The sequence below is a fragment of the Sedimentibacter sp. MB35-C1 genome (assembly GCF_030913635.1).
Classification (GTDB): Bacteria; Bacillota; Clostridia; order Tissierellales; family Sedimentibacteraceae; genus Sedimentibacter.
On record NZ_CP133188.1, the window covers coordinates 1,455,491 to 1,477,450 of the forward strand.

The 21,960-nt window shown below is 36.7% G+C and carries 17 protein-coding genes and 1 other RNA gene; 16 read left to right on the forward strand and 2 right to left on the reverse strand.

Features of this window, described 5'->3' with window-relative positions:
• Positions 1-55: 55 nt before the first annotated feature.
• The 3 genes from RBQ61_RS06925 (at position 56) to RBQ61_RS06935 (ending at position 3,799) form a co-directional block, all read left to right on the forward strand.
• Positions 56-1,615: a bifunctional diguanylate cyclase/phosphodiesterase gene (locus tag RBQ61_RS06925; RefSeq protein WP_308139762.1), complete on the forward strand. Its 1,560-nt coding sequence runs from the start codon at positions 56-58 to the stop codon at positions 1,613-1,615.
• 236 nt (positions 1,616-1,851) lie between these two features.
• Entirely contained in the window at positions 1,852-2,526 is a 675-nt protein-coding gene (locus tag RBQ61_RS06930; RefSeq protein WP_308139763.1) for a response regulator transcription factor, read from the forward strand.
• A 1-nt stretch (position 2,527) separates the two neighbouring features.
• Entirely contained in the window at positions 2,528-3,799 is a 1,272-nt protein-coding gene (locus RBQ61_RS06935; RefSeq protein WP_308139764.1) for a cell wall metabolism sensor histidine kinase WalK, read from the forward strand.
• Positions 3,800-3,840: 41 nt separating this feature from the next.
• On the opposite strand, the gene RBQ61_RS06940 is transcribed toward RBQ61_RS06935, so the two are convergent.
• Both RBQ61_RS06940 and RBQ61_RS06945 read right to left on the reverse strand, forming a co-directional pair.
• Positions 3,841-5,613 carry a methyl-accepting chemotaxis protein gene (locus RBQ61_RS06940; RefSeq protein WP_308139765.1) on the reverse strand — a complete coding sequence of 591 codons (1,773 nt, stop codon included), beginning with the start codon at positions 5,611-5,613 and terminating at the stop codon, positions 3,841-3,843.
• A gap of 222 nt (positions 5,614-5,835) precedes the next feature.
• The gene (locus tag RBQ61_RS06945) at positions 5,836-6,639 is read right to left on the reverse strand and encodes an NAD(+)/NADH kinase (RefSeq protein WP_308139766.1); all 804 of its coding nucleotides are present in this window, start codon (positions 6,637-6,639) and stop codon (positions 5,836-5,838) included.
• Between the two features lie 83 nt (positions 6,640-6,722).
• Between RBQ61_RS06945 and RBQ61_RS06950 the strand changes: the two genes are divergently transcribed.
• The 13 genes from RBQ61_RS06950 to RBQ61_RS07010 all read left to right on the forward strand — a co-directional run bounded on the left by RBQ61_RS06950 (position 6,723) and on the right by RBQ61_RS07010 (position 21,858).
• The gene (locus RBQ61_RS06950; RefSeq protein ID WP_308139767.1) at positions 6,723-7,607 is read left to right on the forward strand and encodes an RluA family pseudouridine synthase; all 885 of its coding nucleotides are present in this window, start codon (positions 6,723-6,725) and stop codon (positions 7,605-7,607) included.
• A gap of 2 nt (positions 7,608-7,609) precedes the next feature.
• Entirely contained in the window at positions 7,610-8,608 is a 999-nt protein-coding gene (locus tag RBQ61_RS06955; protein WP_308139768.1) for an asparaginase, read from the forward strand.
• 7 nt (positions 8,609-8,615) lie between these two features.
• Complete coding sequence (locus tag RBQ61_RS06960; protein ID WP_308139769.1) at positions 8,616-9,434, forward strand: PHP domain-containing protein; 819 nt, start codon at positions 8,616-8,618, stop codon at positions 9,432-9,434.
• Positions 9,435-9,495: 61 nt separating this feature from the next.
• Positions 9,496-10,188: a 2-C-methyl-D-erythritol 4-phosphate cytidylyltransferase gene (ispD, locus tag RBQ61_RS06965; protein ID WP_308139770.1), complete on the forward strand. Its 693-nt coding sequence runs from the start codon at positions 9,496-9,498 to the stop codon at positions 10,186-10,188.
• Positions 10,189-10,198: 10 nt separating this feature from the next.
• Positions 10,199-10,681, forward strand: a complete 483-nt coding sequence (ispF, locus tag RBQ61_RS06970) for a 2-C-methyl-D-erythritol 2,4-cyclodiphosphate synthase (RefSeq protein ID WP_308139771.1) — start codon at positions 10,199-10,201, stop codon at positions 10,679-10,681.
• A gap of 140 nt (positions 10,682-10,821) precedes the next feature.
• Entirely contained in the window at positions 10,822-12,270 is a 1,449-nt protein-coding gene (locus RBQ61_RS06975) for an ATP-dependent metallopeptidase FtsH/Yme1/Tma family protein (RefSeq protein ID WP_308139772.1), read from the forward strand.
• A gap of 91 nt (positions 12,271-12,361) precedes the next feature.
• Positions 12,362-12,536, forward strand: a non-coding RNA gene (ssrS, locus tag RBQ61_RS06980) — 6S RNA.
• Between the two features lie 172 nt (positions 12,537-12,708).
• A complete protein-coding gene (locus RBQ61_RS06985; protein ID WP_213925422.1) occupies positions 12,709-13,710 on the forward strand; it encodes a LacI family DNA-binding transcriptional regulator in 1,002 nt (333 codons plus the stop codon).
• A 162-nt stretch (positions 13,711-13,872) separates the two neighbouring features.
• Positions 13,873-14,328: a hypothetical protein gene (locus RBQ61_RS06990; RefSeq protein ID WP_308139773.1), complete on the forward strand. Its 456-nt coding sequence runs from the start codon at positions 13,873-13,875 to the stop codon at positions 14,326-14,328.
• A gap of 62 nt (positions 14,329-14,390) precedes the next feature.
• A complete protein-coding gene (locus RBQ61_RS06995) occupies positions 14,391-15,803 on the forward strand; it encodes an aminopeptidase (protein ID WP_308139774.1) in 1,413 nt (470 codons plus the stop codon).
• A gap of 245 nt (positions 15,804-16,048) precedes the next feature.
• Positions 16,049-16,558 carry an NAD(P)H-dependent oxidoreductase subunit E gene (locus RBQ61_RS07000; RefSeq protein ID WP_374049901.1) on the forward strand — a complete coding sequence of 170 codons (510 nt, stop codon included), beginning with the start codon at positions 16,049-16,051 and terminating at the stop codon, positions 16,556-16,558.
• A 98-nt stretch (positions 16,559-16,656) separates the two neighbouring features.
• Positions 16,657-18,393 carry an NADH-quinone oxidoreductase subunit NuoF gene (locus tag RBQ61_RS07005; protein ID WP_308140095.1) on the forward strand — a complete coding sequence of 579 codons (1,737 nt, stop codon included), beginning with the start codon at positions 16,657-16,659 and terminating at the stop codon, positions 18,391-18,393.
• Between the two features lie 15 nt (positions 18,394-18,408).
• Positions 18,409-21,858 (forward strand): FAD-dependent oxidoreductase, encoded by a 3,450-nt coding sequence (locus RBQ61_RS07010; RefSeq protein WP_308139776.1) that lies wholly within the window; start codon positions 18,409-18,411, stop codon positions 21,856-21,858.
• Positions 21,859-21,960 lie beyond the last annotated feature (102 nt).

Here is a 21,960-nt window from a genome sequence, read left to right on the forward strand (position 1 = left end):
TGGGCATTAATACTGATGGTGTAACTGAACAGCACACAGTTATTGACGGAGGTGAATGAAATTTTTGAAGGATGACATTTCAAAGTTTAGACCGCATATAAATTATTTCATTGCTATTGCTGCATTTTGTGCCGCTTTTGTATTGCTTGAGACTATACATGTGATTGCAGGAGGAGACAAAACTCTGATGTTGAAGATTTTTGCTTCGCTTAACATTATTTTTATTGCAGTTATTTTTGGACTGTACAGCAATATAAAAAAGGAGTTCAGGTTTATAAGAAAGAACATAAGAAAATCAAACAGAAATAGAGGCGACAGGAAAAATGAGTTTATGTTCGATGTAAGCTATAAATCTGAGTTTATAATAGATGCGGAAACAATAATAAAAAGCAATACTTCAATAAATTATGCACTGGTTCATTATGATTTAAATAAATTTTCCATTATAAATAGCAGTGTCGGATATAAAAAGGGTGATGAGATACTCCGTCAGATAGGAAAGGTTTTAACTAAGAGCCTTAAGAATGAAATTATCGGCAAGGCTGAAGGCGATAATTTTTTTGTATTATTAGAATATGAAGAGCAGGAGGAGCTGATCAAAAGAGCCTGCGAAATATCAGATAAGATAGAAAAAATGGGTGTATGGAACAAACTAAATCTTGCACCGGTTGTAAAGACGGGAATATATTTTATTGATAATGACAATTTGGATATAAGGGTTGCAATTGATAAAGCATATTTTGCAAAAGTGAACCTTAAAAATAGTTATAAGAGTGGCTGCGCAGTATATGAGGACAGCATATCAGATAGAATGATTGAAATCAAAACAATTGAAAATGATATGCACAAGGCCTTGAAAAACGGGGAATTCGTGGTGTATCTGCAGCCAAAGGTTGATCTGCAGACAGGAAATCTTTCAGGTGCTGAGGCGCTTGTCAGATGGGTTCATCCTGAGATGGGGCTGCTTTCTCCCATAAGATTCATTCCTGTTTTTGAAAACAACGGTTTTATTGTTGATTTAGACAAATTTGTCTTTGAAGAGGTATGTTCCAGTATCAGGAAATGGATTGATTCGGGTTACAACGTGCATCCTGTTTCTGTTAATGTTTCAAGAATTCACTTTACGAGCAGCAATTTTGTATCAGAGTATAGAAAAATCAGGGATAAGTATAGAATTGGGGACGGTTTTATAGAAATAGAAATAACTGAGTCTGTGGTTTTCAGCAATAAAAATGAAGCCGAGATTTTTTCAGTCATGAGAAAATTTAGGGATGACGGATTTGAAATTTCAATGGATGATTTTGGTTCAGGATATTCAAGTCTGGGACTTTTAAAGGAAATGCCAATTGATACATTGAAGTTAGATAAAATGTTTTTGAGTAATATTGAGGAAAATAATTCAAAGATAATCGTCAGCAATATTGTAAATATGGCTAAGAATCTTAAACTGAATGTTGTATGTGAAGGCGTGGAAACAAGCAATCAGGTTGACTTTCTTAAAAAAATAGGTTGTGACATGGCGCAGGGCTTTATATTTGAGAAGCCTAAACCAATGGATGAATATGAAGAATTAATTAATAAAGAAAAGGTTAATTACTATAAATTAGCTATATAGATGAACGAACTTCTTGCTCCACTTACTGTATGCGGTTAGTTAATGCATATTGTATTGAGGGGCTTATTTTTATTGAAAAATATTGTTCCTTTGATTATTGAGGTGCAATTTAAATTTGCTATAGAATGTCTCATAGTATATAATATGTGTTAATAAAATTGAAATTATATAATATTAATATTAATTTAAGATTTAAATAATAATATGGTACTATCATAAATGGCAAAATGGGAGGAATGATTTTGAGAATATTAATCGTAGAGGATGAAGTTAAAATTACCCAGGCCCTGAGTTTTTTGTTTGGAAAGCAGAAAATTGACGTTGATATTGCAAATGACGGAGAAGAAGGGATGATTCTATCAGGCAAGGATATATATGATGTAATAGTGCTGGATATAATGCTTCCAGGAGTTGACGGCATTCAAATATTAAAATCAATAAGAAAAAACGGCATAAAGACACCTGTTATAATGCTTACGGCAAAAGATACGGTTGATGACAGGGTGTTCGGCTTGGAGAATGGAGCTGATGATTACCTTGTTAAGCCTTTTGCTACAAAGGAATTGATTGCAAGAGTAAAAGCTTTAGCAAGAAGAAAGAGCACGGAGTATGTTGGCGAAATATATGAATTTGAAGATATAAAGTATGATGTAAAGAATTATCTGATATATATAGAAGGTAATGAACATAAGCTGCCGCTTAAAGAAGCTATGCTTATGGAAATGTTTATAAAAAAGCCGAGACAGGTTTTTACCAGAGAACAGATTATTGACAGAATTTGGGGACTTGAAGCGGATATACTGGAAAGCAATATAGAAATTTATGTTCATCATTTGAGAAAAAGGCTTGAAAAAACAAATGCAAAAATCGAAACAGTGAGAGGCGTAGGGTACATGCTTAAGGAGAAATAAAATGTTTAGAAGACTTCATTTTAAACTAACAGCATACATGGGGCTGATTCTGGTTCTGTTCATGGCTTTTATTGCTGCAGGAATTTATAATTTTACGCGAATTGTTTTTGAGGATGGAAATAAAGAACTCATGAAATCAGAAGCTATGAGAATATATGCCTACAGGAGCATCACATATTCGAATTTTAGAACAACAGAGGGAACAGTGCTGCAAAGAATAGGTCCGTCTGTTGCTCTTATGGGAAGCAAGAGGCTTGATGCCTGTTATGTAATATATAACGGCAACATGGAGGTAGTTTATTCTGAGGAGGACGAAGTTAAAATTTCCGATGATATACAGAATCTTGCTTTGGAATCTCTTGAAGAAAAAAAGGATTCATATGTGGTAAGAAAAATTGGACGGTTCAATTACAGGATATATACAAGATATTTTGACACCAACGGGCAAAGTGTGGTACAGGTATATCAAAATACAGTCAATGAAGAAATACTCTGGTCATTCCTCAGAACTGTTTTGTATGCTACGGGTTGCAGCGGAACTGCAATATTGCTTGTAATAAGCTTTATATTTACCGGTGAAGCTTTGAAGCCTGTCAAAGAAACATGGGGGCGCCAAAAGGAATTCGTTGCTGATGCATCCCATGAGCTTAGAACTCCTTTGACAGTAATACAGACAAATCTGGATGTTGTACTGAGCGATGAAGAAGGTACAATTGAAGAAAATGAAATTTGGCTTGATAATGCATATTCCGAAACACGGGTTATGGCTAAACTGATTGATCAGCTTCTGATACTTGCTAAAGCAGATGCGAACGAAGAAAAGCTGGATATGACAGAATTTTCTTTTACGGAAGTTGCGGAAAATGTGTGTCAGAACATGGAGATAATAGCTAGAAAAAAGGGGCTGGATTTTCAGTTTGATTTGGAAGAGGACGTTAAAATAAAAGCCGATTATGATAAAATAAGAAGACTGGTTGTAATCCTTGTGGACAATGCTGTTAAATATACGGAAAATGGAAAAGTTTCTGTCAGATTGTTTACAGATAAAAATAAAAGAAAAATGTTCACTGTTGAGGATACAGGTATAGGTATAGCTAAAAAGGATTTGGAAAGAATATTTGATCGCTTTTATAGAGCTGATAAAGCTAGGCACAGGGAAGGAGGCACCGGTTTGGGATTGAGTATTGCCAAATGGATTGCCGATGTGCACAAGTATTCTCTTTCCGTTGAAAGTGAGCTAAATGAAGGAAGTAAGTTTACATTGAGAATGTAAGAAGCCGGACACTGTGTCCGGCTTTTATTTTCATTAATAATTTATAAACTGTCTGCCGTCTCGGTGCTGAGTTTAAAGACGGATATCTGTTCTTTTAATAAGTTCGCCTGACTTGATAATTCTTCGCTTGCGGCCGCACTTTCTTCTGCGGAAGCAGAGTTAGTTTGAACAACTGAAGATATTTGTTCAATTCCTATATTTATTTGATTGATGGAGCTTGCCTGTTCGCTAGATGCTTGGGTTATTTTATCCATAGAAGATGCTACAAGGTTGGTATTTTCAATTACTTTGTTCAGATAACTTGCGGTATCTTCTGCAATGCCTGTCCCATCCTTTACAGTATTAATGGATTTTTCAATTAAAACTGTGGTTTGCTTTGCAGCGTCTGCACTTTTAGTAGCCAGGTTTCTTACTTCATCGGCGACTACGGCGAAACCTTTGCCGGCTTCGCCGGCTCTTGCGGCCTCTACGGCAGCGTTAAGTGCAAGTATATTTGTTTGAAATGCTATATCGTCAATAACCTTTATTATTTTTGCTATTTCTCTTGAAGAATCGTTTATATCATTCATTGAAGAAAGCATTTTCTGCATTTGCTCATTGCTTCTTATAATCTCATCTTCGGCGGATTTAACATACTTTTCAGCGAGCTTTACGTTTTCATCGTTTGAATAAATTTGATTTGAAATCTCGTTGATAGATGCAGAAAGCTCTTCAATTGTACTTGCCTGTTCAGTAGCGCCCTGAGATAATTCCTGTGCGCCATAAGATAATTGATTGGATCCTTCTAATACTTGCAACGATGCTTCGTTTATTTCACGCATAGTACTATTTAAATTTTTTATGGTGCTGTTAAGAGAAATTTCCATTATATCCTTATCAGATCTTGGGGTAACCGTAAATGATAAATCTCCGTCGGCAATCCTTGAAATGATACCGACCTGTTCTTTTATTCCTTCTATTACCTTATTAAATGCTTGAGAAAGTATAACAACTTCATCTTTTGATGTTTCGTCGTAATCAAGGTTGATGTCTGTATCTCCGATAGCAAGCTTATCGGCGACAGAGACCATTTTATTGACGGGTACAGATATAGTTCTTGACACAAATCTTCCGATTATAACTGAGGAAACAAAAATTGTTATGATAATTGCAATCATTATAAGCGATAAAGTTTTCGTCAGTCTTTCATTTGATTCGCTAGTCGCCTTAGCACTGTCTACCTTTGAACTTATGTTATTATTTAAATATTCAAATACATAATCTACCGAACTTGATATTGAGCCTGCAGTAATATATGCATTGGTTAAATCTCCGGACTTGGCTAGGTCAAAAACTTTTTCTGTGTATGGAATATATAAATTATTGATCATCTTCTCTATTAAAGATAAATCATCTAAATCTTTGGCAGATGTTAGATTTGCCTTATAGGATTCCAAAGAAGTATTAAAAGTCTCCAAATCCTCATTAAAGCTTTTCTCGTAGGTTTCTATTGCAGACAATTTGCCTGAGCTTATTATTCCTTCTCTTATGTCAAGTTGCATATCATTTAGACTGTTCAGCATATATGATAGGTATATCAATGGCTCTGTTTCAACTTCATATAGCTTTTTATCTGCATTACTTAGGGTGTTCATACCAAGTATGCCGACAAGTCCGGTTATAGTTGATATTATAGATAGAATTAAAAAAACTGTTATTAATTTTTTAGAAATTTTTAGTTTTTTAAAATTAGCTAACAGATTAAAATGGCGGCCAGAAGCTTTTTTATTATTGTTTTTAATTTTAAGCTTTGGCAATTTTTTAAATTTTTTCATTTTATGCCTCCATGTGTATGTTATTATGCTTAGACTTAAACGTTTACTTGCGAAACAAACGTAGTTAGCAAGACAAAATAGTATTCGACATATTTTTTAGAAAAGTTATTAAAATTTGAAAATATTTGCTAAATATAGAAAATTATTTTGCTGCATAAAAAAAGGCTTACAATAAACTTCATTTTCCAGAAATCTATTATATGCCTGTTACGCTGTTTATTTTTACAGGAATTTATCCTTAATGACATGCCAGTAATTGAATGTACCTGTGGAAAGTTTTTTGATTATTTTTTTTGATGTTCGAAAATGTACGCATTCAAGTACATCATATTCAATGGTTTCACCGTCAGCAAGCAGCGCTACGTAGTAATCCTCTTTTCTTTCAGGATAAATGGTTATTTCGAATTCAGGAGGAACAATGATGCTGCAATCCAAGCATCGGTATGCATTTGAAATAATCGGAGATAATGGAGTAATCTGCAGTGTTTTCAACGATGGATATACAAGGCATCCTCCTGCTGATTTGTTGTAAGCCGAGCTTCCGAGGGGCGATGAGATTATAAGTCCGTCGCCGCTTATTTTTTCTAAATGATTTGAGGCTATATAGACGTCCATATGCATGGTTTTCATATCCTTCCTCTTAAGAATGATATCATTGACCGCATAGATTTTTTGGGATTTTTCCGAAGAACATATTTCGCATTCTATCAGATTAATATTATTTATTGCATAATTTCCGGATACGAAGTCAGAAACAAAGCTTTCAAGATTTTCAGGAATGATTTCTGGATAGAATCCAAGAGTTCCTGTGTTTATACCCACAAAAGGTATTCTAGAAAAATTACTTTCCCTCACACCTCTTAGGAAGGTTCCATCGCCGCCTATTGTTATATTAAGGGCACAGTTATTTCTAAAACCGTCATGATGTTGATAACCATGTTTTTCGAAAATTTCTATTAGCTTTTCCTTTATTTTCAAAGTATAATCATCATGGCTTGAGCTGATACATATTACCTTTTGATTCATGATTAATCCCCTTTACATTAAATCCGATTTATATTATATTTATATCGAGGCACACTGCCTCCATGAAATTTCAGGAGCATACAATGACTAATTATAATATTCTTAATTATACAATACAAGAAAACGGCAAGACTGTAAAGGGCATTATGTCCGAAAATTTAAATTTTTCAAGACGCCTTTCAAAAAAGCTCGAACTTAACAATAAATTACTTATAAACGATAAAGTGACAAGGCTAAATAAAAAAGTTTACGAAGGGGATGTGTTGTCTGTAGAGTTTGATGAAGATGAGGATGAATATATGGCGGTAGAAATACCAATTGACATAGTTTATGAGGATAATGACCTGCTTGTGGTTAACAAGCCGCCGAACATTGTTGTTCATCCTACTCGATCTCACCATGACAATACCATAGCTAACGGTGTAGCATACTATTTCAGAAAGAATAATATCAAAAGAAAGGTAAGACTTGTGAACAGATTGGATATGAATACTTCCGGCATAGTTATTATAGCAAAGCATCCATATGCGCATAATGAGCTTGCTAATCAAATGAAATCAAATACTGTAGACAAGTATTATTATGCAATAGTAGAAGGTATTGTTGAAAATGACAGCGGAACTATTAATGAACCTATTACACGGTTAAATCCCGACGATATACTAAGGGTGGTTCACCCTGAAGGCAAGGAATGCATAACTCACTATGAAGTGCAAAAAAGATTTAACGGCATGACTCTTTTAAAGCTAAAACTGGAAACAGGCAGGACTCATCAGATAAGAGTCCATTTAAAGTATATAGGACATCCCATAATTGGGGATACTTTATACGGAAGCGAAAGCAGCTTAATAAACAGACAGGCCCTTCACTGCTATGAAATGAAATTTGTTCAGCCTATTACAGGCAGAGAGACGATAATAACATGCCCGCTGCCTGAAGATATGAAAAGAATTCAGGGGGAAGTATAATAATGAAAAAAAGAATATTGTTAATTGCTACCGGAGGCACCATCGCTTCTAAAAAAACTGAGGAAGGGTTGTCACCACAGATAACATCGGAGGAACTCCTGGAATTTGTACCGGAGATAAAAGGATTTTGCGAAGTTGATACAATACAGCTGTTGAATATTGATAGCACAAATATTCAGCCTGAGCACTGGATTTTGATGACTGAAGCTATAGAGAAAAACTATAGCAAGTATGACGGCTTTGTCATATCTCACGGAACGGATACGATGTCCTATACATCTGCGGCGCTGTCATATTTTATTCAGAATACTGATAAGCCTATTATAATTACTGGTGCCCAAAAACCAATAAATGCAGATATTACAGATGCAAAAAAAAATCTACTGGATAGCTTTCGATTTGCTACTGAAAAAGATGTTAGCGGTGTATACTTGGTATTTGACGGTAAAGCAATAGTAGGAACAAGAGCCAGGAAAATTAAGTCAAAGAGTTACAGCGCATTTGAATCCATAAATTTTCCTGTTGCTGCAATAATTGATGACAGCAGGATAACAAAGTATATAAGGAATGATAAACTTACGGGACCTGTAAGGTTTTACAAGGATATATTTCCTTCCATATTTTTGCTAAAACTTGTACCTGGAATGGAGCCGGATGTTCTTGACTATATAGGGGAAAAGTATGAAGGTGTGGTTATTGAAAGCTACGGTGTGGGAGGACTTCCGTTTCAGGATAAAAGAAATTTTCTTGAAAGGCTGGGCAGCTTGACTGAAAATGGAAAAATAATTATTATTGCCACACAGGTTATGTTTGAAGGCAGTGATATGGGTATATATGAGGTAGGTGTCAAAGCCCTTAAAAAATTTAATGTGCTTCAGGCATATGATATGACAATAGAGGCTGCTGTAACTAAGTTGATGTGGATAATGGCGCAGACAAAAGAATTTGATGAAGTTAAAAGAATGTTTTACACGAGAATAAATGAAGACTCACTTTACTAGAGGTAACATGAAAAAAACAGATTTACACATGCACACCTGTGCCTCTGACGGCACGTGGGATGTATCAGAACTAAAGAATGAACTAATCAGAAACAGAATTAGAATTTTTTCGATTACGGATCATGACTGTATCGACAATATTAAGAACATGCAGGATATTTTAAATCCTAAAGATAACTTACTGTTTATACCCGGAACTGAGCTTACTGCAGAGTACCAGGAAAGAGAATACCACCTGACTCTTTATAATTTTGATATAAGAAATAAGAAACTCATGGATATGATGAGCTGGACAAATAATAATAGGCTAAATACAAACAGAGAATATATTAAATCGTACGCTTCAAATAATTTTAAAGAAGTAAGCTTGAGTGACTTTGAAAAATATGATTACGATAGAAAAAGGGGAGGCTGGAAGTCGCTCAATTATATGATTGATAAGGGAGTTCACAGCGATATTATATCACATTTAAAGGATTTCGGAAAAACAGGAATGAAAGCAGAGCTGAAAAAACCGGAGGATGTAATTCGCATTGCAAAAGAAAGTGGTGGTAAAATATTTCTTGCACATCCGTCATATCATTACAGAAACAGCCGTATGCCGGAAAAAGAGCTAAAATACTGGACTGAATTAGGAATAGACGGAATAGAGTGCTTTTCGCCATACAATGCGGGAGAAGAAAGTTATTATATTGATTTTTGCAAAAAAAATGATCTTATGATATCCGGAGGTTCCGACTGTCACGGTTTGTTTATACCTGCCAGAAAGCTTGGAGTTCCGGAAGTGACATTAGATGATTTAAGCATAAAAAAACTGTTTAATTAAATATGTGCAGACAATATGCCATATGGCAATTGTCTGTTTATGATTCTGTAAAGGGGACAAAATGTATAAAAATAAATATGTTGCTGCAATTATAGTTGCGGCAGGCAGAGGAACAAGGATGGGGGCTGAAATACCTAAGCAGTATATGTCAATTGCGGGCAAGACCATTCTTGAAACTACGCTGTATAAATTTGAAAAAAGTAATGAAGTTGATGAAATCATTCTTATAGTCGGTAAGGATGATTTGGAGTATGTAAGGAGTGAAATAGCTTCTGATTATGAAAAAATTACAAAAGTTAAGGCAGGAGGTTCAACGCGCACCGAGTCGGTGTACGAAGGGATAAAAGCAGTAAGCGAAGATTGTGGAATAGTCCTTATACATGACGGGGTGAGGCCGTTTGTTTCATATAATCTCATAAATAGCTGCGTTGAAGGAGCACATGTTTATAAAGCATGCATACCGGCTACGGATGTGGTAGATACAATCAAAGAGGTATCTGATGACAATACTGTGAAAAAAACTTTGAACAGGTCTGCATTAAAGTCTGTGCAGACTCCTCAGTCATTTGAGTATGATCTTATAAGAGATTGTTATATCAAAGCGATGACGGAGGAAGTTTCATTTACTGACGACGCCTCCATAGTTGAATATTATGGGCACAAGGTAAAGGTTATTGAAGGCTTGATGCGAAACATTAAGATAACAACGCCTTTGGATTTAAGAATCGCAGAAATTTTTGCAAGCATTTATTAAGGAGATGTCTATGAAAATTGGAATAGGATATGATGTACATGCGCTGAAAGGAAACAGGAAACTGATAATAGGCGGAGTGGAAATACCTTATGAATTGGGACTTGACGGTCATTCTGATGCTGATGTTCTGATCCATGCGATTATGGATTGTATTCTTGGAGCAATGGGAATGGGAGACATAGGAAGTATGTTTCCCGATACAGATATAAAGTTCAAGGATATTGACAGCAGAATTCTTTTAAGGTATGTTGTCAAACAGATGAAAATTAAAAATTACAGGCTTGGAAATCTGGATGCTGTAATAATAGCGCAAAAGCCAAAAATGAGCCCATACATTGATATTATCAAAAAAAATATTTCTGAAGATTTGGAAACAGATATCTCAAACATTAATGTAAAAGCAACAACGACAGAGCACCTGGGTTTTGAAGGAAGAGGAGAAGGTATAGCCGCGCAGGCTGTCTGCATACTGGAAGTCAAGGAAAAACAATGAAATAAAGCAATATATTTAGTATATCCATATGTATATCCATATGTTAAAATAAGTTAACATATATAAAGAAATTAGAGGACAATCAAAACTTATTGTTTGTCAAAACTTGATTAGTTCCTTATTATTTCAGGGGGTATACAATGGAAACTTATCAGATAATAGCGGTAATCGGTGTACTGATTTTTGCTTTTTTTCTTTTTAAAAATAAAAAGTCAGCGCAGAAAGAAATAAACAGCTTAAATGAAATTGAATATTTAAGCTCATCAAGCATGAAATTTGCTGATGTTGCAGGCAATTATGAGGCTAAGGACAGCTTGTTGGAAATAGTTGATTTTATAAAAAATCCTGAAAAATACAGCCGATTTAATGCAAGAATGCCGAAGGGAGTTCTTTTGTACGGAGCACCTGGAACTGGCAAGACGCTGATGGCAAAAGCTCTTGCCGGAGAAGCGGGAGTACCGTTTTTTGCTGTGTCCGGCTCAGATTTTGTGCAGGTTTATGCTGGACTTGGTGCCGGCAGAATCAGGAGCCTTTTTAAGAAAGCCAAAAAATCCGGGAAAAGCGTAATTTTCATAGATGAAATAGATGCCATAGGCAAAAAAAGAATGAACGGAAATATGCGAGGCAGCGATGAGGGAGACAGAACTCTTAATGCACTTTTGACAGAAATGTCTGGGTTTTCAGATGGATCTGGAACGGTTGTAGTTGCAGCCACAAACAGAGTAGACGTTTTGGACTCAGCTCTTTTAAGGCCTGGGAGATTTGACAGGCAAATAGAGGTTATGCTTCCAGATAGAAATGCCAGAAAAGATATTATAAAGCTTTATCTTTCCAAAAAAAATGCAGATAAAAATATCAATTTGGACGATATTGCAGATCTAACCGTTTACTTTAGCGGCGCGATGATCGAAAATGTGATAAATGAAGCTGCGCTTGCCGCAATTAGGGAAAATTCAAATGAAATAAAAGATTGTCACTTAAAGAAGGCATATCTTGAAGTATTAGCCGGTGCAGAGAAAAAAAATCCGGACGACAACAGCAGGCAAAAAGAAATAACCTCATACCATGAGGCAGGACATGCCTTTATATCAAAATATCTCATGCCAAATAAAAAGATTATTAGAGTATCCGTTATTCCTACCAGCAAGGGCGCAGGAGGATATACGCTCAGCACTCCTGACAGCGATGGTGTTGTAACGAAAAAAAGAATAAGAGATCAACTGGCAGTTTTGATGGCAGGAAGAGCGGCAGAAGAAATTTTTTTTGGAAGGGATAATATTACGATCGGTGCACAAAATGATATTGAAAAGGCAACTTCGCTTGCAGTTGATTATGTGGCCAAGTACGGAATGGATGACAGTTCATCATTTGTCAATCTTGGAGTTTTATCAGAGAAACTCAATATACCGTTAGCTTCTGCCGAAAAAGCCGTAAAAAGTCTCTCTTCTGAAATATATGAAGATGTGTTGCGCATTGTAGAAAGCAACAAAGAAAAAATTGAAAAAATTGCTAATCTGCTTATAGAAAAAGAGATAATACACGAGGAAGATCTGCGCGAAATAATTAAGGACACATCAAATTTTAATTAGCATTCCAGGGAAAATTAGTTAATATAGCATAGTAATGCTTATAAAATACAGTTGTAAAACTATGCTTGCTGTGGTATAATTTCATTAAGCAGAAAGCCTGCGGTGTACGGAAATCTTTTAATTCAACCGACATACTGTAAAAGGGAATTCGCGTCCGAGTGCCTATGGCAGGCCCGCATTGACGGGAAACCAGAAACACTTAGTAGAGCTCCCACCTGCTTAGGTGCGGGTATGAATTAATGATTTGCGGCTCTCGCGGGTTTATTAAAATTAAATTTAAAGCGGTGAAGCATTTGTGCTCTTCCGCTTTTTTCTGTGCTGGGAAAAATTTTTAAATTTTGCAGGAAAATCAGGAAAAAACGATTGCTAAAACTTAAAAATACATATATAATATTATTAGTGGGAAAAAATCCAGGAAAACTATCATAGGAGGAAAAAATGATAACGATTAAAGACGTTGCGAGACTTGCAGAGGTTTCAATATCGACCGTATCAAGAGTCATAAATGATTCTAAGCCAGTAAGTCCCGAAGTTAGGAGAAAAGTATTAAAAGTTATAGAAGAAACAGGCTATAAACCGAATGACGTGGCAAGAAGCCTTGTTACAAGGAGATCATACCTTATTGGTGTTATAATCAACAACCTTGCACAAAGCTATGTTGCTGACATAGTAAGAGGAATAGAGGAAATAGGGAAAATGTACGGATATGATATTCTTCTTTGCAGCAGCTATTCAAATAAGGAAACTCAGGAAAAATATCTGCAGCTTCTGGATAGAAAGCAGGCAGAAGGCTTATTCCTTGTTGGAAATAAATTTGACAGTGAAATAATAGAACTTGCCGAAGGTTTGAATAAGCCAAGCGTTTATTTCACGAGAGATGTTCATGATAATATGAATCATATTTCAATAGATTGCAATTCTGCAATTTATGAAATGACTAAGTACCTTGTTCAGGAAGGCCATAAAAAGATTGTATATGTATCAGACTTTGAGGACAGAACCTCAGTAGAAAACGACAAAATTGAAGGATATATGAAGGCTGTTGAAGATAATGAGCTTGGATATTCTAAAATATATGTTGTTGGAGGAAGCAAGCACGGCAAAGCATATGAGCAGGGCAAAGAAATTGTTAAAGATGCCGGAGAATTTACAGCTGTGGTATGCAGCAACGATGAAATTGCAATTGGAATTATGGATAGTTTCATCGACAATAATATTAAGGTTCCAGAGGATGTATCAGTAGTTGGATTCGGAAACATAAGAGAAGGCAAATTTGTGCGACCTGAACTTACAACTATAGGAGAACCATACTATGACGTTGGCGCAGTAGGAATGAGAATGCTCATTAAAATGATTAAAGGCGACAAAATTCAGCAGGGCCTTATGGAGCTTCCATTTACTTTAGAAAAGAGAAAAAGCGTTAAAACGATTGGAAAATAGCAAAAATAGGTGCGGATGCGTAGGGTTAATCGAATCATATATATAAATAATTTGTTGAAACCAAGCGAAAACTAACGTCCTACAAGTGACAAATAACGATAATAAAATTAACAGTGTCCCTCTATAATATTAAATGCACTTTAATATTTAGGGGGATTACATATGAAAAAAAGATTTATTTACATAATGCTGGCATTGTTGCTTTTTAGCTATAATTCCATTAGCGCATATGAATACCATGAAGAAATATCAGAGATTGAATGTTTGCTGAACCAAAGAATTGAAATTATGAACGACTTTCTTTACGGAGTCAAGGATATGAGATCCTTGGAGAATAAACTCGGGGAAATTGAGACAGGAAAACTTCTTGAAAATGATTTGGATATTTTAAGTAAAGTTGTTGATAATCCTACAGATTATGAACTTGCAATGAATGTTAAGGTGGATAAAATCAACAGTCTTGAACGAGTTGAGGATGGCATATGCATAAATGCAGATTTAATTTGGCAGATGAGAGGATATGACGGAGAATTCAACGTGGTAAGAAGCTATGATGTCAAATGTGCAGAAACAGAAAATAGACTATATTTATCTGCCCTGGTGATAATAAATGATTAACAATTCATTTTAAGGGGCATAACTAAATACATACATATAATATTAATATTTAGGAGACTAGAATGGATAACGATAAGCTGTTTTACAAAAAACATTTTATTTGGGAAAAATTAAATACCCAAGAAAAAAACGATGTCTTTAAGCTTTCTGACGATTACATGGCATTTATGGATGCCTCCAAGACTGAGAGATTGTCAGTAAAAGAAATTGTAAGAAGGGCTAAAGAAAGAGGTTTTATCTGCCTAGATGATGCAACTGAAATTAAACCCGGATCAAAAATTTACTATGTTAATAAAGAGAAAAATGTTGTTCTTGCCGTTATAGGAAAAGAAGACATTGAAAAAGGTATGAACATTGTTGGAAGCCACATAGATTCACCGAGAATCGATCTAAAGCAAAACCCGTTGTATGAAAAGCACGGCATGTCTTTGCTTAAGACTCATTACTACGGAGGAATAAGAAAATATCAGTGGGTTACTATTCCTCTTGCTCTTTACGGCACGGTTGTCAAAGCAGACGGAGAAGTTCTCCATATATCCATAGGTGACGATGAAAATGATCCTATATTCTACATAACTGATTTACTGCCTCACTTAGCTAAGGATCAAAAAGATAAAAAGCTGTCCGAAGCTATTGAAGGAGAAGGACTAAACGTAATAATAGGAAGTTTGCCTTCTTTAGGTGAAAGCGATGAAAAGGAAAAAGAAAGCAGGAAATTTAAACTTAATGTACTTAAAATATTAAATGAAAAATATGGAATGATTGAAGAGGATTTTCAAACTGCAGAGTTTGAGATAGTTCCTGCAGGCAGAGCAAGAGATGTAGGGATTGACAGAGGGATGATTATGGCTTACGGGCATGATGACAGAGTATGTGCATATACGTCTCTAAAAGCCATACTGGAGCTGGAAAATACTGAAAAAACAGCCATTGCACTGTTTGTAGACAAGGAAGAGATTGGAAGCGTCGGTAATACTGGAATGCATTCTTTGTTCTTTAGCAATATGGCTGCTGAATTGATTGCAATGCAGAATAAAGGTAATTACTGTGAGCTTAAGCTTAAAAGAGCTTTGGCAAACAGCAGTATGCTTTCGTCAGATGTGGCGGCAGGAGTAGATCCTACATATCCTCAAGTTTCAGAGCTGCAAAATGCGCCCATTATGGGTCAAGGTGTTGCAATGGTAAAATATACGGGAAGCAGAGGCAAATCAGGTGCTAATGATGCAAATGCGGAATATATAGGAAGGCTGAGAAAACTGTTCAATGAAAACAATGTTATTTGGCAGACGTCAGAACTTGGAAAGGTAGACCAGGGAGGCGGAGGAACAATCGCATATATTATGGCAAGGTACAATATGGATGTGGTTGATCTCGGAGTTCCTGTCTTAAGCATGCATGCACCGTTTGAAATAATTTCTAAAACAGATTTGTATATGACATATAAAGCATATAAGGCGTTCTACAACAATTTTTAGTACGAATAACAATATATGGAATAAAATCTAAGGGGCTGTTGCACAGTGAAGTGCGCAGCTCTTTTTCTTGCTAGCAATATTTTTAAGCAAAATGGGGACAGATTTCACCATTGAGGATGTTTTGAAGCAATTTTTATATAAATTAGTAAAATGTCAAATTTATTCTAAAAATATTTCCATACATCGTTATTGATTGACATTTTTTATTGCTGAATATATAATATAGGTTGTTTAATATTTTTAATATGGAGGTCAATAAATTGCAGAATGAATTTATACAATCAAAACATAAAGAATTTTCTGAACTGAAAAAATTCATTGATTCGGTAAAAAATTCACAAGGAATATTAATGCAAACGCTTCAAAAGGCACAAGATATATTTGGATATCTGCCGCTGGAAGTACAGCAGTTTATATCGGATGAAACTAATATACCTTTAGCAGACATTTATGGCGTTGTTACTTTCTATACTCAATTTACTATAGAAGAAAAAGGCAAGCACCGGGTTGGTGTCTGTCTAGGAACGGCATGCTATGTAAAAGGTTCACAGGATGTTATTGATAAGCTGGCTGATGAATTGGATATTAAGGTAGGGCAAACAACAGAGGATAAAATGTTTACTCTTGAAGCAACAAGATGTCTGGGATGCTGTGGTTTGGCTCCTGTTATGACAGTTGACGAAGATGTATACGGCAACGTGGACCCTAAAAAGGTCCCCGAAATAATTGCTAAGTATAAGAATCAGGAGGTGTAAGCTTGAAGACGCTAGATGAATTAAAAGCTTTGAAGGAAGAATCCATTAAGAATTTAGACAAAAGCGGTAACGATAAAGAAATAAGAATAGTTGTCGGAATGGCAACCTGTGGTATATCAGCCGGGGCTAAACCTGTTTTAGATACGCTGGTAAAAGAAACAGAAGATAATAATTTGAACAATGTTAAAGTTGTTCAGACAGGATGCATAGGCATGTGCACATACGAGCCTATAGTTGAAGTATATGTGCCTGATAAAGAAAAGGTAACATATACACATGTCACTCCTGATAAAGCAAAATATATAATTGACGAGCTGATGGAAAAAGAAGCAGAAAATACTGCGGAAAAAACATCGCTTATGGACAGTGAGTTCTATAAGAAACAAAAAAGAGTAGCTCTCAGAAACTGCGGAATCATTAATCCTGAAAACATATATGAATATATAGCTAAAGATGGCTACATGGGTCTTGGAAAAGCTTTAACCGAAATGACTCCGTCGGAAGTTATTACATTAATGAAAAACGGAGGATTGAGAGGAAGAGGCGGAGCCGGATTTCCTACAGGTGTGAAATGGAGCTTTGCTGCTCCCAATAAAGCGGATCAAAAATACATCATCTGCAATGCGGATGAAGGCGATCCAGGTGCGTTCATGGACAGAAGCGTTCTTGAAGGTGACCCTCACGCTGTGCTTGAGGCAATGGCTATTGCTGGCTATGCCATAGGTGCTACAAAGGGATTTATATATGTAAGAGCTGAATATCCGGTAGCTGTAAAAAGACTTGAAATAGCTATTAGTCAAGCAAGAGAGCTTGGACTTCTTGGTAAGAATATATTTGAGTCCGGATTTGACTTTGATATTGAAACCAGACTTGGAGCCGGAGCGTTTGTTTGCGGAGAGGAAACAGCGCTGATGCAGTCAATAGAAGGTAAAAGAGGTATGTCTAGAGTAAAACCTCCATTCCCTGCAAACAAAGGTCTTTGGGGAAAACCATCTGTAATAAACAATGTTGAAACACTGGCTAACATTCCTCAAATTGTGTATAACGGACCGGAGTGGTTTAGAAGTTTCGGTACTGAAAAATCACCGGGAACAAAAGTGTTTGCATTGGGCGGCAAAATTAAGAACACGGGTCTTGTTGAAGTTCCTATGGGAACTACATTGAGAGAAGTAATTTACGATATCGGAGGCGGATGTCCAAACGGCAAGGAGTTTAAAGCTGTGCAGACAGGAGGACCTTCAGGAGGATGTCTGACTAAGGATCACCTTGATACTCCAATAGAGTATGAAACTCTTATGGCAGTAGGCTCAATGATGGGCTCAGGCGGAATGATCGTAATGGATGAAGACAACTGTATGGTTGATATAGCTAGATTCTTCCTGGAATTTACCGTAGACGAATCATGCGGCAAATGTACTCCATGTAGAGTCGGCACAAAAAGAATGCTTTCAATATTGGAAAAGATAACGTCCGGAAAAGGAACAATGGAGGATTTGGAAGAACTTGAAAGCTTGGCTCAAAGCGTAAAAGATTCATCGCTGTGCGGGCTTGGACAGACCGCTCCTAATCCAGTTCTATCAACACTGAGATATTTCAAAGATGAATATATTGCCCATGTTGTGGATAAAAAATGCCCGGCTAAGCACTGCAAGGCATTGTTGACCTTTGAGATTGACAAGGATAAATGTACGGGATGTACTTTATGCTCCAGAAAATGTCCGGTTAATGCTATCGATGGCACTGTTAAGAATCCTCATGTCATCAATCAGGAATTATGTATAAAATGCGGTAATTGCTACAGCGTATGTAGATTCGGCGCTGTGGAGAAGAACTAAAAGGGAGGAGCTAACGTGGCTATAGTTAAACTTAATATAAACGGAAAAGAAGTAACGGCCGAAGCTGGGAAGACTGTATTACAGGCGGCTTTGGAAAACAATATAGAAATCCCGCACCTGTGTTTTGACGAAAGACTGGAAGTATACGCAGGCTGCGGATTGTGCTTGATTGAAATAGAAGGACAGCCAAAAACAGCAAGAGCCTGTGCTACACCCGTTTCAAACGGACTTGTGGTAAGAAGCGATACTAAGAAGGTTATCGAAGCGAGAAACACTGCTTTAAATCTTCTTGTGTCACAGCATATAGGCGACTGCAAGGCTCCTTGTACCTTAAACTGTCCGGCTAACACTGATGTTCAGGGATATGTTGGGTTGGTTGCAAATAGGCAGCCGAAGGAAGCGTTGAAATTAATAAAAGAAAAGCTTCCGATGCCGGCAAGTATAGGAAGGGTATGTCCCCATCCTTGCGAAAAGGCATGCAGGAGACAACATGTAGAAGAACCTGTATCAATAGCATGCATAAAGACATTTGCTGCGGATTATGATTTGAATTCTGATGATGTATATATACCAAGTCTTAAACCTTCTACAGGTAAAAAAGTTGCAGTTGTTGGGGCAGGTCCTGCAGGACTGTCTGCTTCATATTTCTTGCTTAGAGACGGGCATGACGTAGAAATTTTTGAAGCTATGGAAAAGCCTGGCGGAATGCTGAGATATGGAATACCTGAATATCGACTGCCGAAAAATGTAGTTGATGCAGAAGTTGCGGTAATTGAAGAAATGGGCGCCAAAATAAACTATGGTGTAAAAATAGGAGAAGACATATCATTAGAATACCTTCAGGAAAAATATGATGCAGTATTTTTAGGTATAGGGGCATGGAAAAGCTCATCAATGAGATGCGAAGGAGAAGATACTCCCGGAGTATTGGGAGGAATTGATTTCTTAATAAAGGTTGCACAAAACAACCCTGTTAAGATAGGGAAAAAAGTAATAGTAGTAGGCGGTGGAAATACTGCAATGGACGTTGCAAGAACAAGCATACGTCTTGGAGCGGAAGAGGTAAGAGTTGTTTACAGAAGAACTGAAGCTCAAATGCCTGCAGAAGAATTAGAAATTAAGGAAGCAAAAGAAGAGGGCGTTATATTTTCATTTTTGTCCGCACCTGTACTTGTGGAAAGTGACGGAAAAGTAACAGGGTTGAAGTGCGAAAAAATGGTTCTGGGGGAGAAAGATGCATCCGGAAGACAAAGACCTGAGCCAACTGGTGAATTCGTGGTGTTTGAAGCCGATACTGTAATCGCTGCAATAGGCCAGGAAGTTGACTGCGGAAAAATCGATGTTGCACAGGGCAAGAAGAAAAATATCGTAATAAATGAAGGAACTTTTGAAACAAATATCAGAGGAGTGTTTGCAGGCGGAGACGCTGCAACAGGACCTAAAATAGCAATAGATGCAATTGCTCAGGGACAGCAAGCTGCAGGAGTTATCAGCAGCTACCTGGACGGCGCGATTATTCCTTACAAAGATATTCCTCTTGTATACACTGAAGTTACAAAAGAAGATTTCAAGGACAGAGAAGTAGTTCCAAGGGTAGAGCACAGAACAGTTGAGCCTGAGATAAGAAAATTCAACTTCCAGCCAATACTTCCTACAATGACAGAAGAAGAGGCAGTTAAAGAAGGTTCAAGATGTCTCGAATGCGGCTGTAAGGATTACTTTGAGTGTCAGCTTGTAGATTATATTAAGAAATATGAAGTTGATACTGTGAAATACCATGCTGATAATGAAAAGAAATTCCATGAAACAGATCATCCGTTCATTTCACAGAATGTTGACAAATGCGTGCTATGCGGATTGTGTGTGAGAACTTGCAACGAGGTTGTTGGGGCGTCGGCTCTAGGCTTTGTTGAAAGAGGAAATGAAACTTTCGTTGCTCCGGCATACGAACAAGGCTTAAAGCTTACAAGTTGTATATCCTGCGGACAGTGTATAGATGTGTGTCCAACAGGTGCTTGGCTTGACAGAAGAGAAAATATAAAAGAAATACCACTTGATTTAACTGAGACAAAATCAGTATGCAGTTACTGCTCAGTAGGATGCGAAGTGGTTTACGAGCATAAAGACAATGTAGTATACAAGGCTTCAAGCCCTAAGGAAAATGAAATTCCTATGTGTGGTAAGGGAAAATTCGGAATTGAGCATATTAATAACGAAAATAGACTGCTTGAAGCTAAAGCAAGAGTTAAGGGTGAGCAGACATCTGTATCGTTGGATACTGCTTTATATGAGATTGCTAAACGCTTAAGAAATGTACAAAACATGTACGGAGAGAATCAGGTGGCATTTGTAGTTTCTCCTAAACTTACCAATGAAGAGCTCAAGAAGCTTAGTTACGTTGCAACTGAGTTGGGTACTGAGTACATGGGTTCGTTTACAATAGATTCTGAACCGGGAATTGAAACTGTGCTTGGAGAAAACAAATCAAATGTAACTTTGAACGAGTTGGATGCAGCTGACTTGATAATTTCAGCAGGACAATTGTATGAACATCATCCTGCAGCTGGAATGAAACTTAGAAGATTGTCTGTTTCAAAGCCTGTTATATCGGCATCAACGGTAAAAACAAAGGCGGAAAATTGGGCAAAGAAGGCAGATGTTAAGGAATATGAACTTTTCTTTGCAGCTGTTCTCAAAGCTTTGATTGAAAACGGAACAATCAAGAAAGAAGCTGTAAAAGGCTTCGCAAACGGAGAAGAGCTTCTTAGTTCAATTGATAAACTTGAACAGAACAAATCCGCTGAGGAAGTTGCTGAAAGCATCAAGAAATCTAAAAAACCTGTTATAGTAGCCGATGAGAATACTATTGGCAGCAAGGCTCTTAAGATTTTGGCTGACATAACAGTATTGATGGGCAATAAAGATAAACCTCACAGAGGTCTTATAGTTCTTAAGGCAAAAGCAAACAGTCAGGGAGCTTGGAACTTAGGATTCAGAACTTCAGGAAAAGCGGTTAAGGATGCCCTCATAAACAATGAAATAAAAGGCCTTGTTGTAATAGGTGAAGACATAATAGGCAATGTACCTGAGCTTAAGAAGGCAGCAGAAGGATTGAAATTCTTCGCGGCAGTTGATATAATGGAAAATGACACAACAAAAGCTGCGGAATATGTTCTTCCTCTTTGCAGTATTGCTGAAAGCAGCGGCACAATAACAAGTGCGGACGGAACAGTTAAAAATGTTGTTGAAGCTATAAAACCGCTTACGGGTATGTCAAACATGCATATGTTTGAGAAGCTGGCAGAACTGCTGAATGCAAAATCTGTTGCTTATGAGGCTCCGAAATATGAAACGGCTTTATATGTTCCGGAATTTGAAGGAAAAGAAAAAGAATATGAAGTATATGATACTGTAGAAAAAGCATTTTTGGAAAAATTAAAAGAAAATTGCGTAAAAGCTAATTAATTGTTAAACAAATCCGCATAAAGAACCGTACAATGAACCTGTTAAGCTTCATTGACGCTGCTTTAAAACATAATTGGGACGCATAAAATGACTCCCTGTTCG

What these genes read in the sequence shown, in the direction of transcription:
- RBQ61_RS06955 (WP_308139768.1), top strand. Translation starts at nt 7,610, where the DNA reads ATGAAAAAAAGAATATTGTTAATTGCTACCGGAGGCACCATCGCTTCT.
- RBQ61_RS06950 (WP_308139767.1), top strand. Translation starts at nt 6,723, where the DNA reads ATGACTAATTATAATATTCTTAATTATACAATACAAGAAAACGGCAAG.
- RBQ61_RS07000 (WP_374049901.1), top strand. Translation starts at nt 16,049, where the DNA reads ATGGAGGTCAATAAATTGCAGAATGAATTTATACAATCAAAACATAAA.
- RBQ61_RS06960 (WP_308139769.1), top strand. Translation starts at nt 8,616, where the DNA reads ATGAAAAAAACAGATTTACACATGCACACCTGTGCCTCTGACGGCACG.
- RBQ61_RS06975 (WP_308139772.1), top strand. Translation starts at nt 10,822, where the DNA reads ATGGAAACTTATCAGATAATAGCGGTAATCGGTGTACTGATTTTTGCT.
- ispD (WP_308139770.1), top strand. Translation starts at nt 9,496, where the DNA reads ATGTATAAAAATAAATATGTTGCTGCAATTATAGTTGCGGCAGGCAGA.
- RBQ61_RS06930 (WP_308139763.1), top strand. Translation starts at nt 1,852, where the DNA reads ATGATTTTGAGAATATTAATCGTAGAGGATGAAGTTAAAATTACCCAG.
- RBQ61_RS06925 (WP_308139762.1), top strand. Translation starts at nt 56, where the DNA reads ATGAAATTTTTGAAGGATGACATTTCAAAGTTTAGACCGCATATAAAT.
- RBQ61_RS06985 (WP_213925422.1), top strand. Translation starts at nt 12,709, where the DNA reads ATGATAACGATTAAAGACGTTGCGAGACTTGCAGAGGTTTCAATATCG.
- ispF (WP_308139771.1), top strand. Translation starts at nt 10,199, where the DNA reads ATGAAAATTGGAATAGGATATGATGTACATGCGCTGAAAGGAAACAGG.
- RBQ61_RS06940 (WP_308139765.1), bottom strand. Translation starts at nt 5,613, where the DNA reads ATGAAAAAATTTAAAAAATTGCCAAAGCTTAAAATTAAAAACAATAAT.
- RBQ61_RS07005 (WP_308140095.1), top strand. Translation starts at nt 16,657, where the DNA reads ATGGCAACCTGTGGTATATCAGCCGGGGCTAAACCTGTTTTAGATACG.
- RBQ61_RS06935 (WP_308139764.1), top strand. Translation starts at nt 2,528, where the DNA reads ATGTTTAGAAGACTTCATTTTAAACTAACAGCATACATGGGGCTGATT.
- RBQ61_RS06995 (WP_308139774.1), top strand. Translation starts at nt 14,391, where the DNA reads ATGGATAACGATAAGCTGTTTTACAAAAAACATTTTATTTGGGAAAAA.
- RBQ61_RS06990 (WP_308139773.1), top strand. Translation starts at nt 13,873, where the DNA reads ATGAAAAAAAGATTTATTTACATAATGCTGGCATTGTTGCTTTTTAGC.
- RBQ61_RS06945 (WP_308139766.1), bottom strand. Translation starts at nt 6,639, where the DNA reads ATGAATCAAAAGGTAATATGTATCAGCTCAAGCCATGATGATTATACT.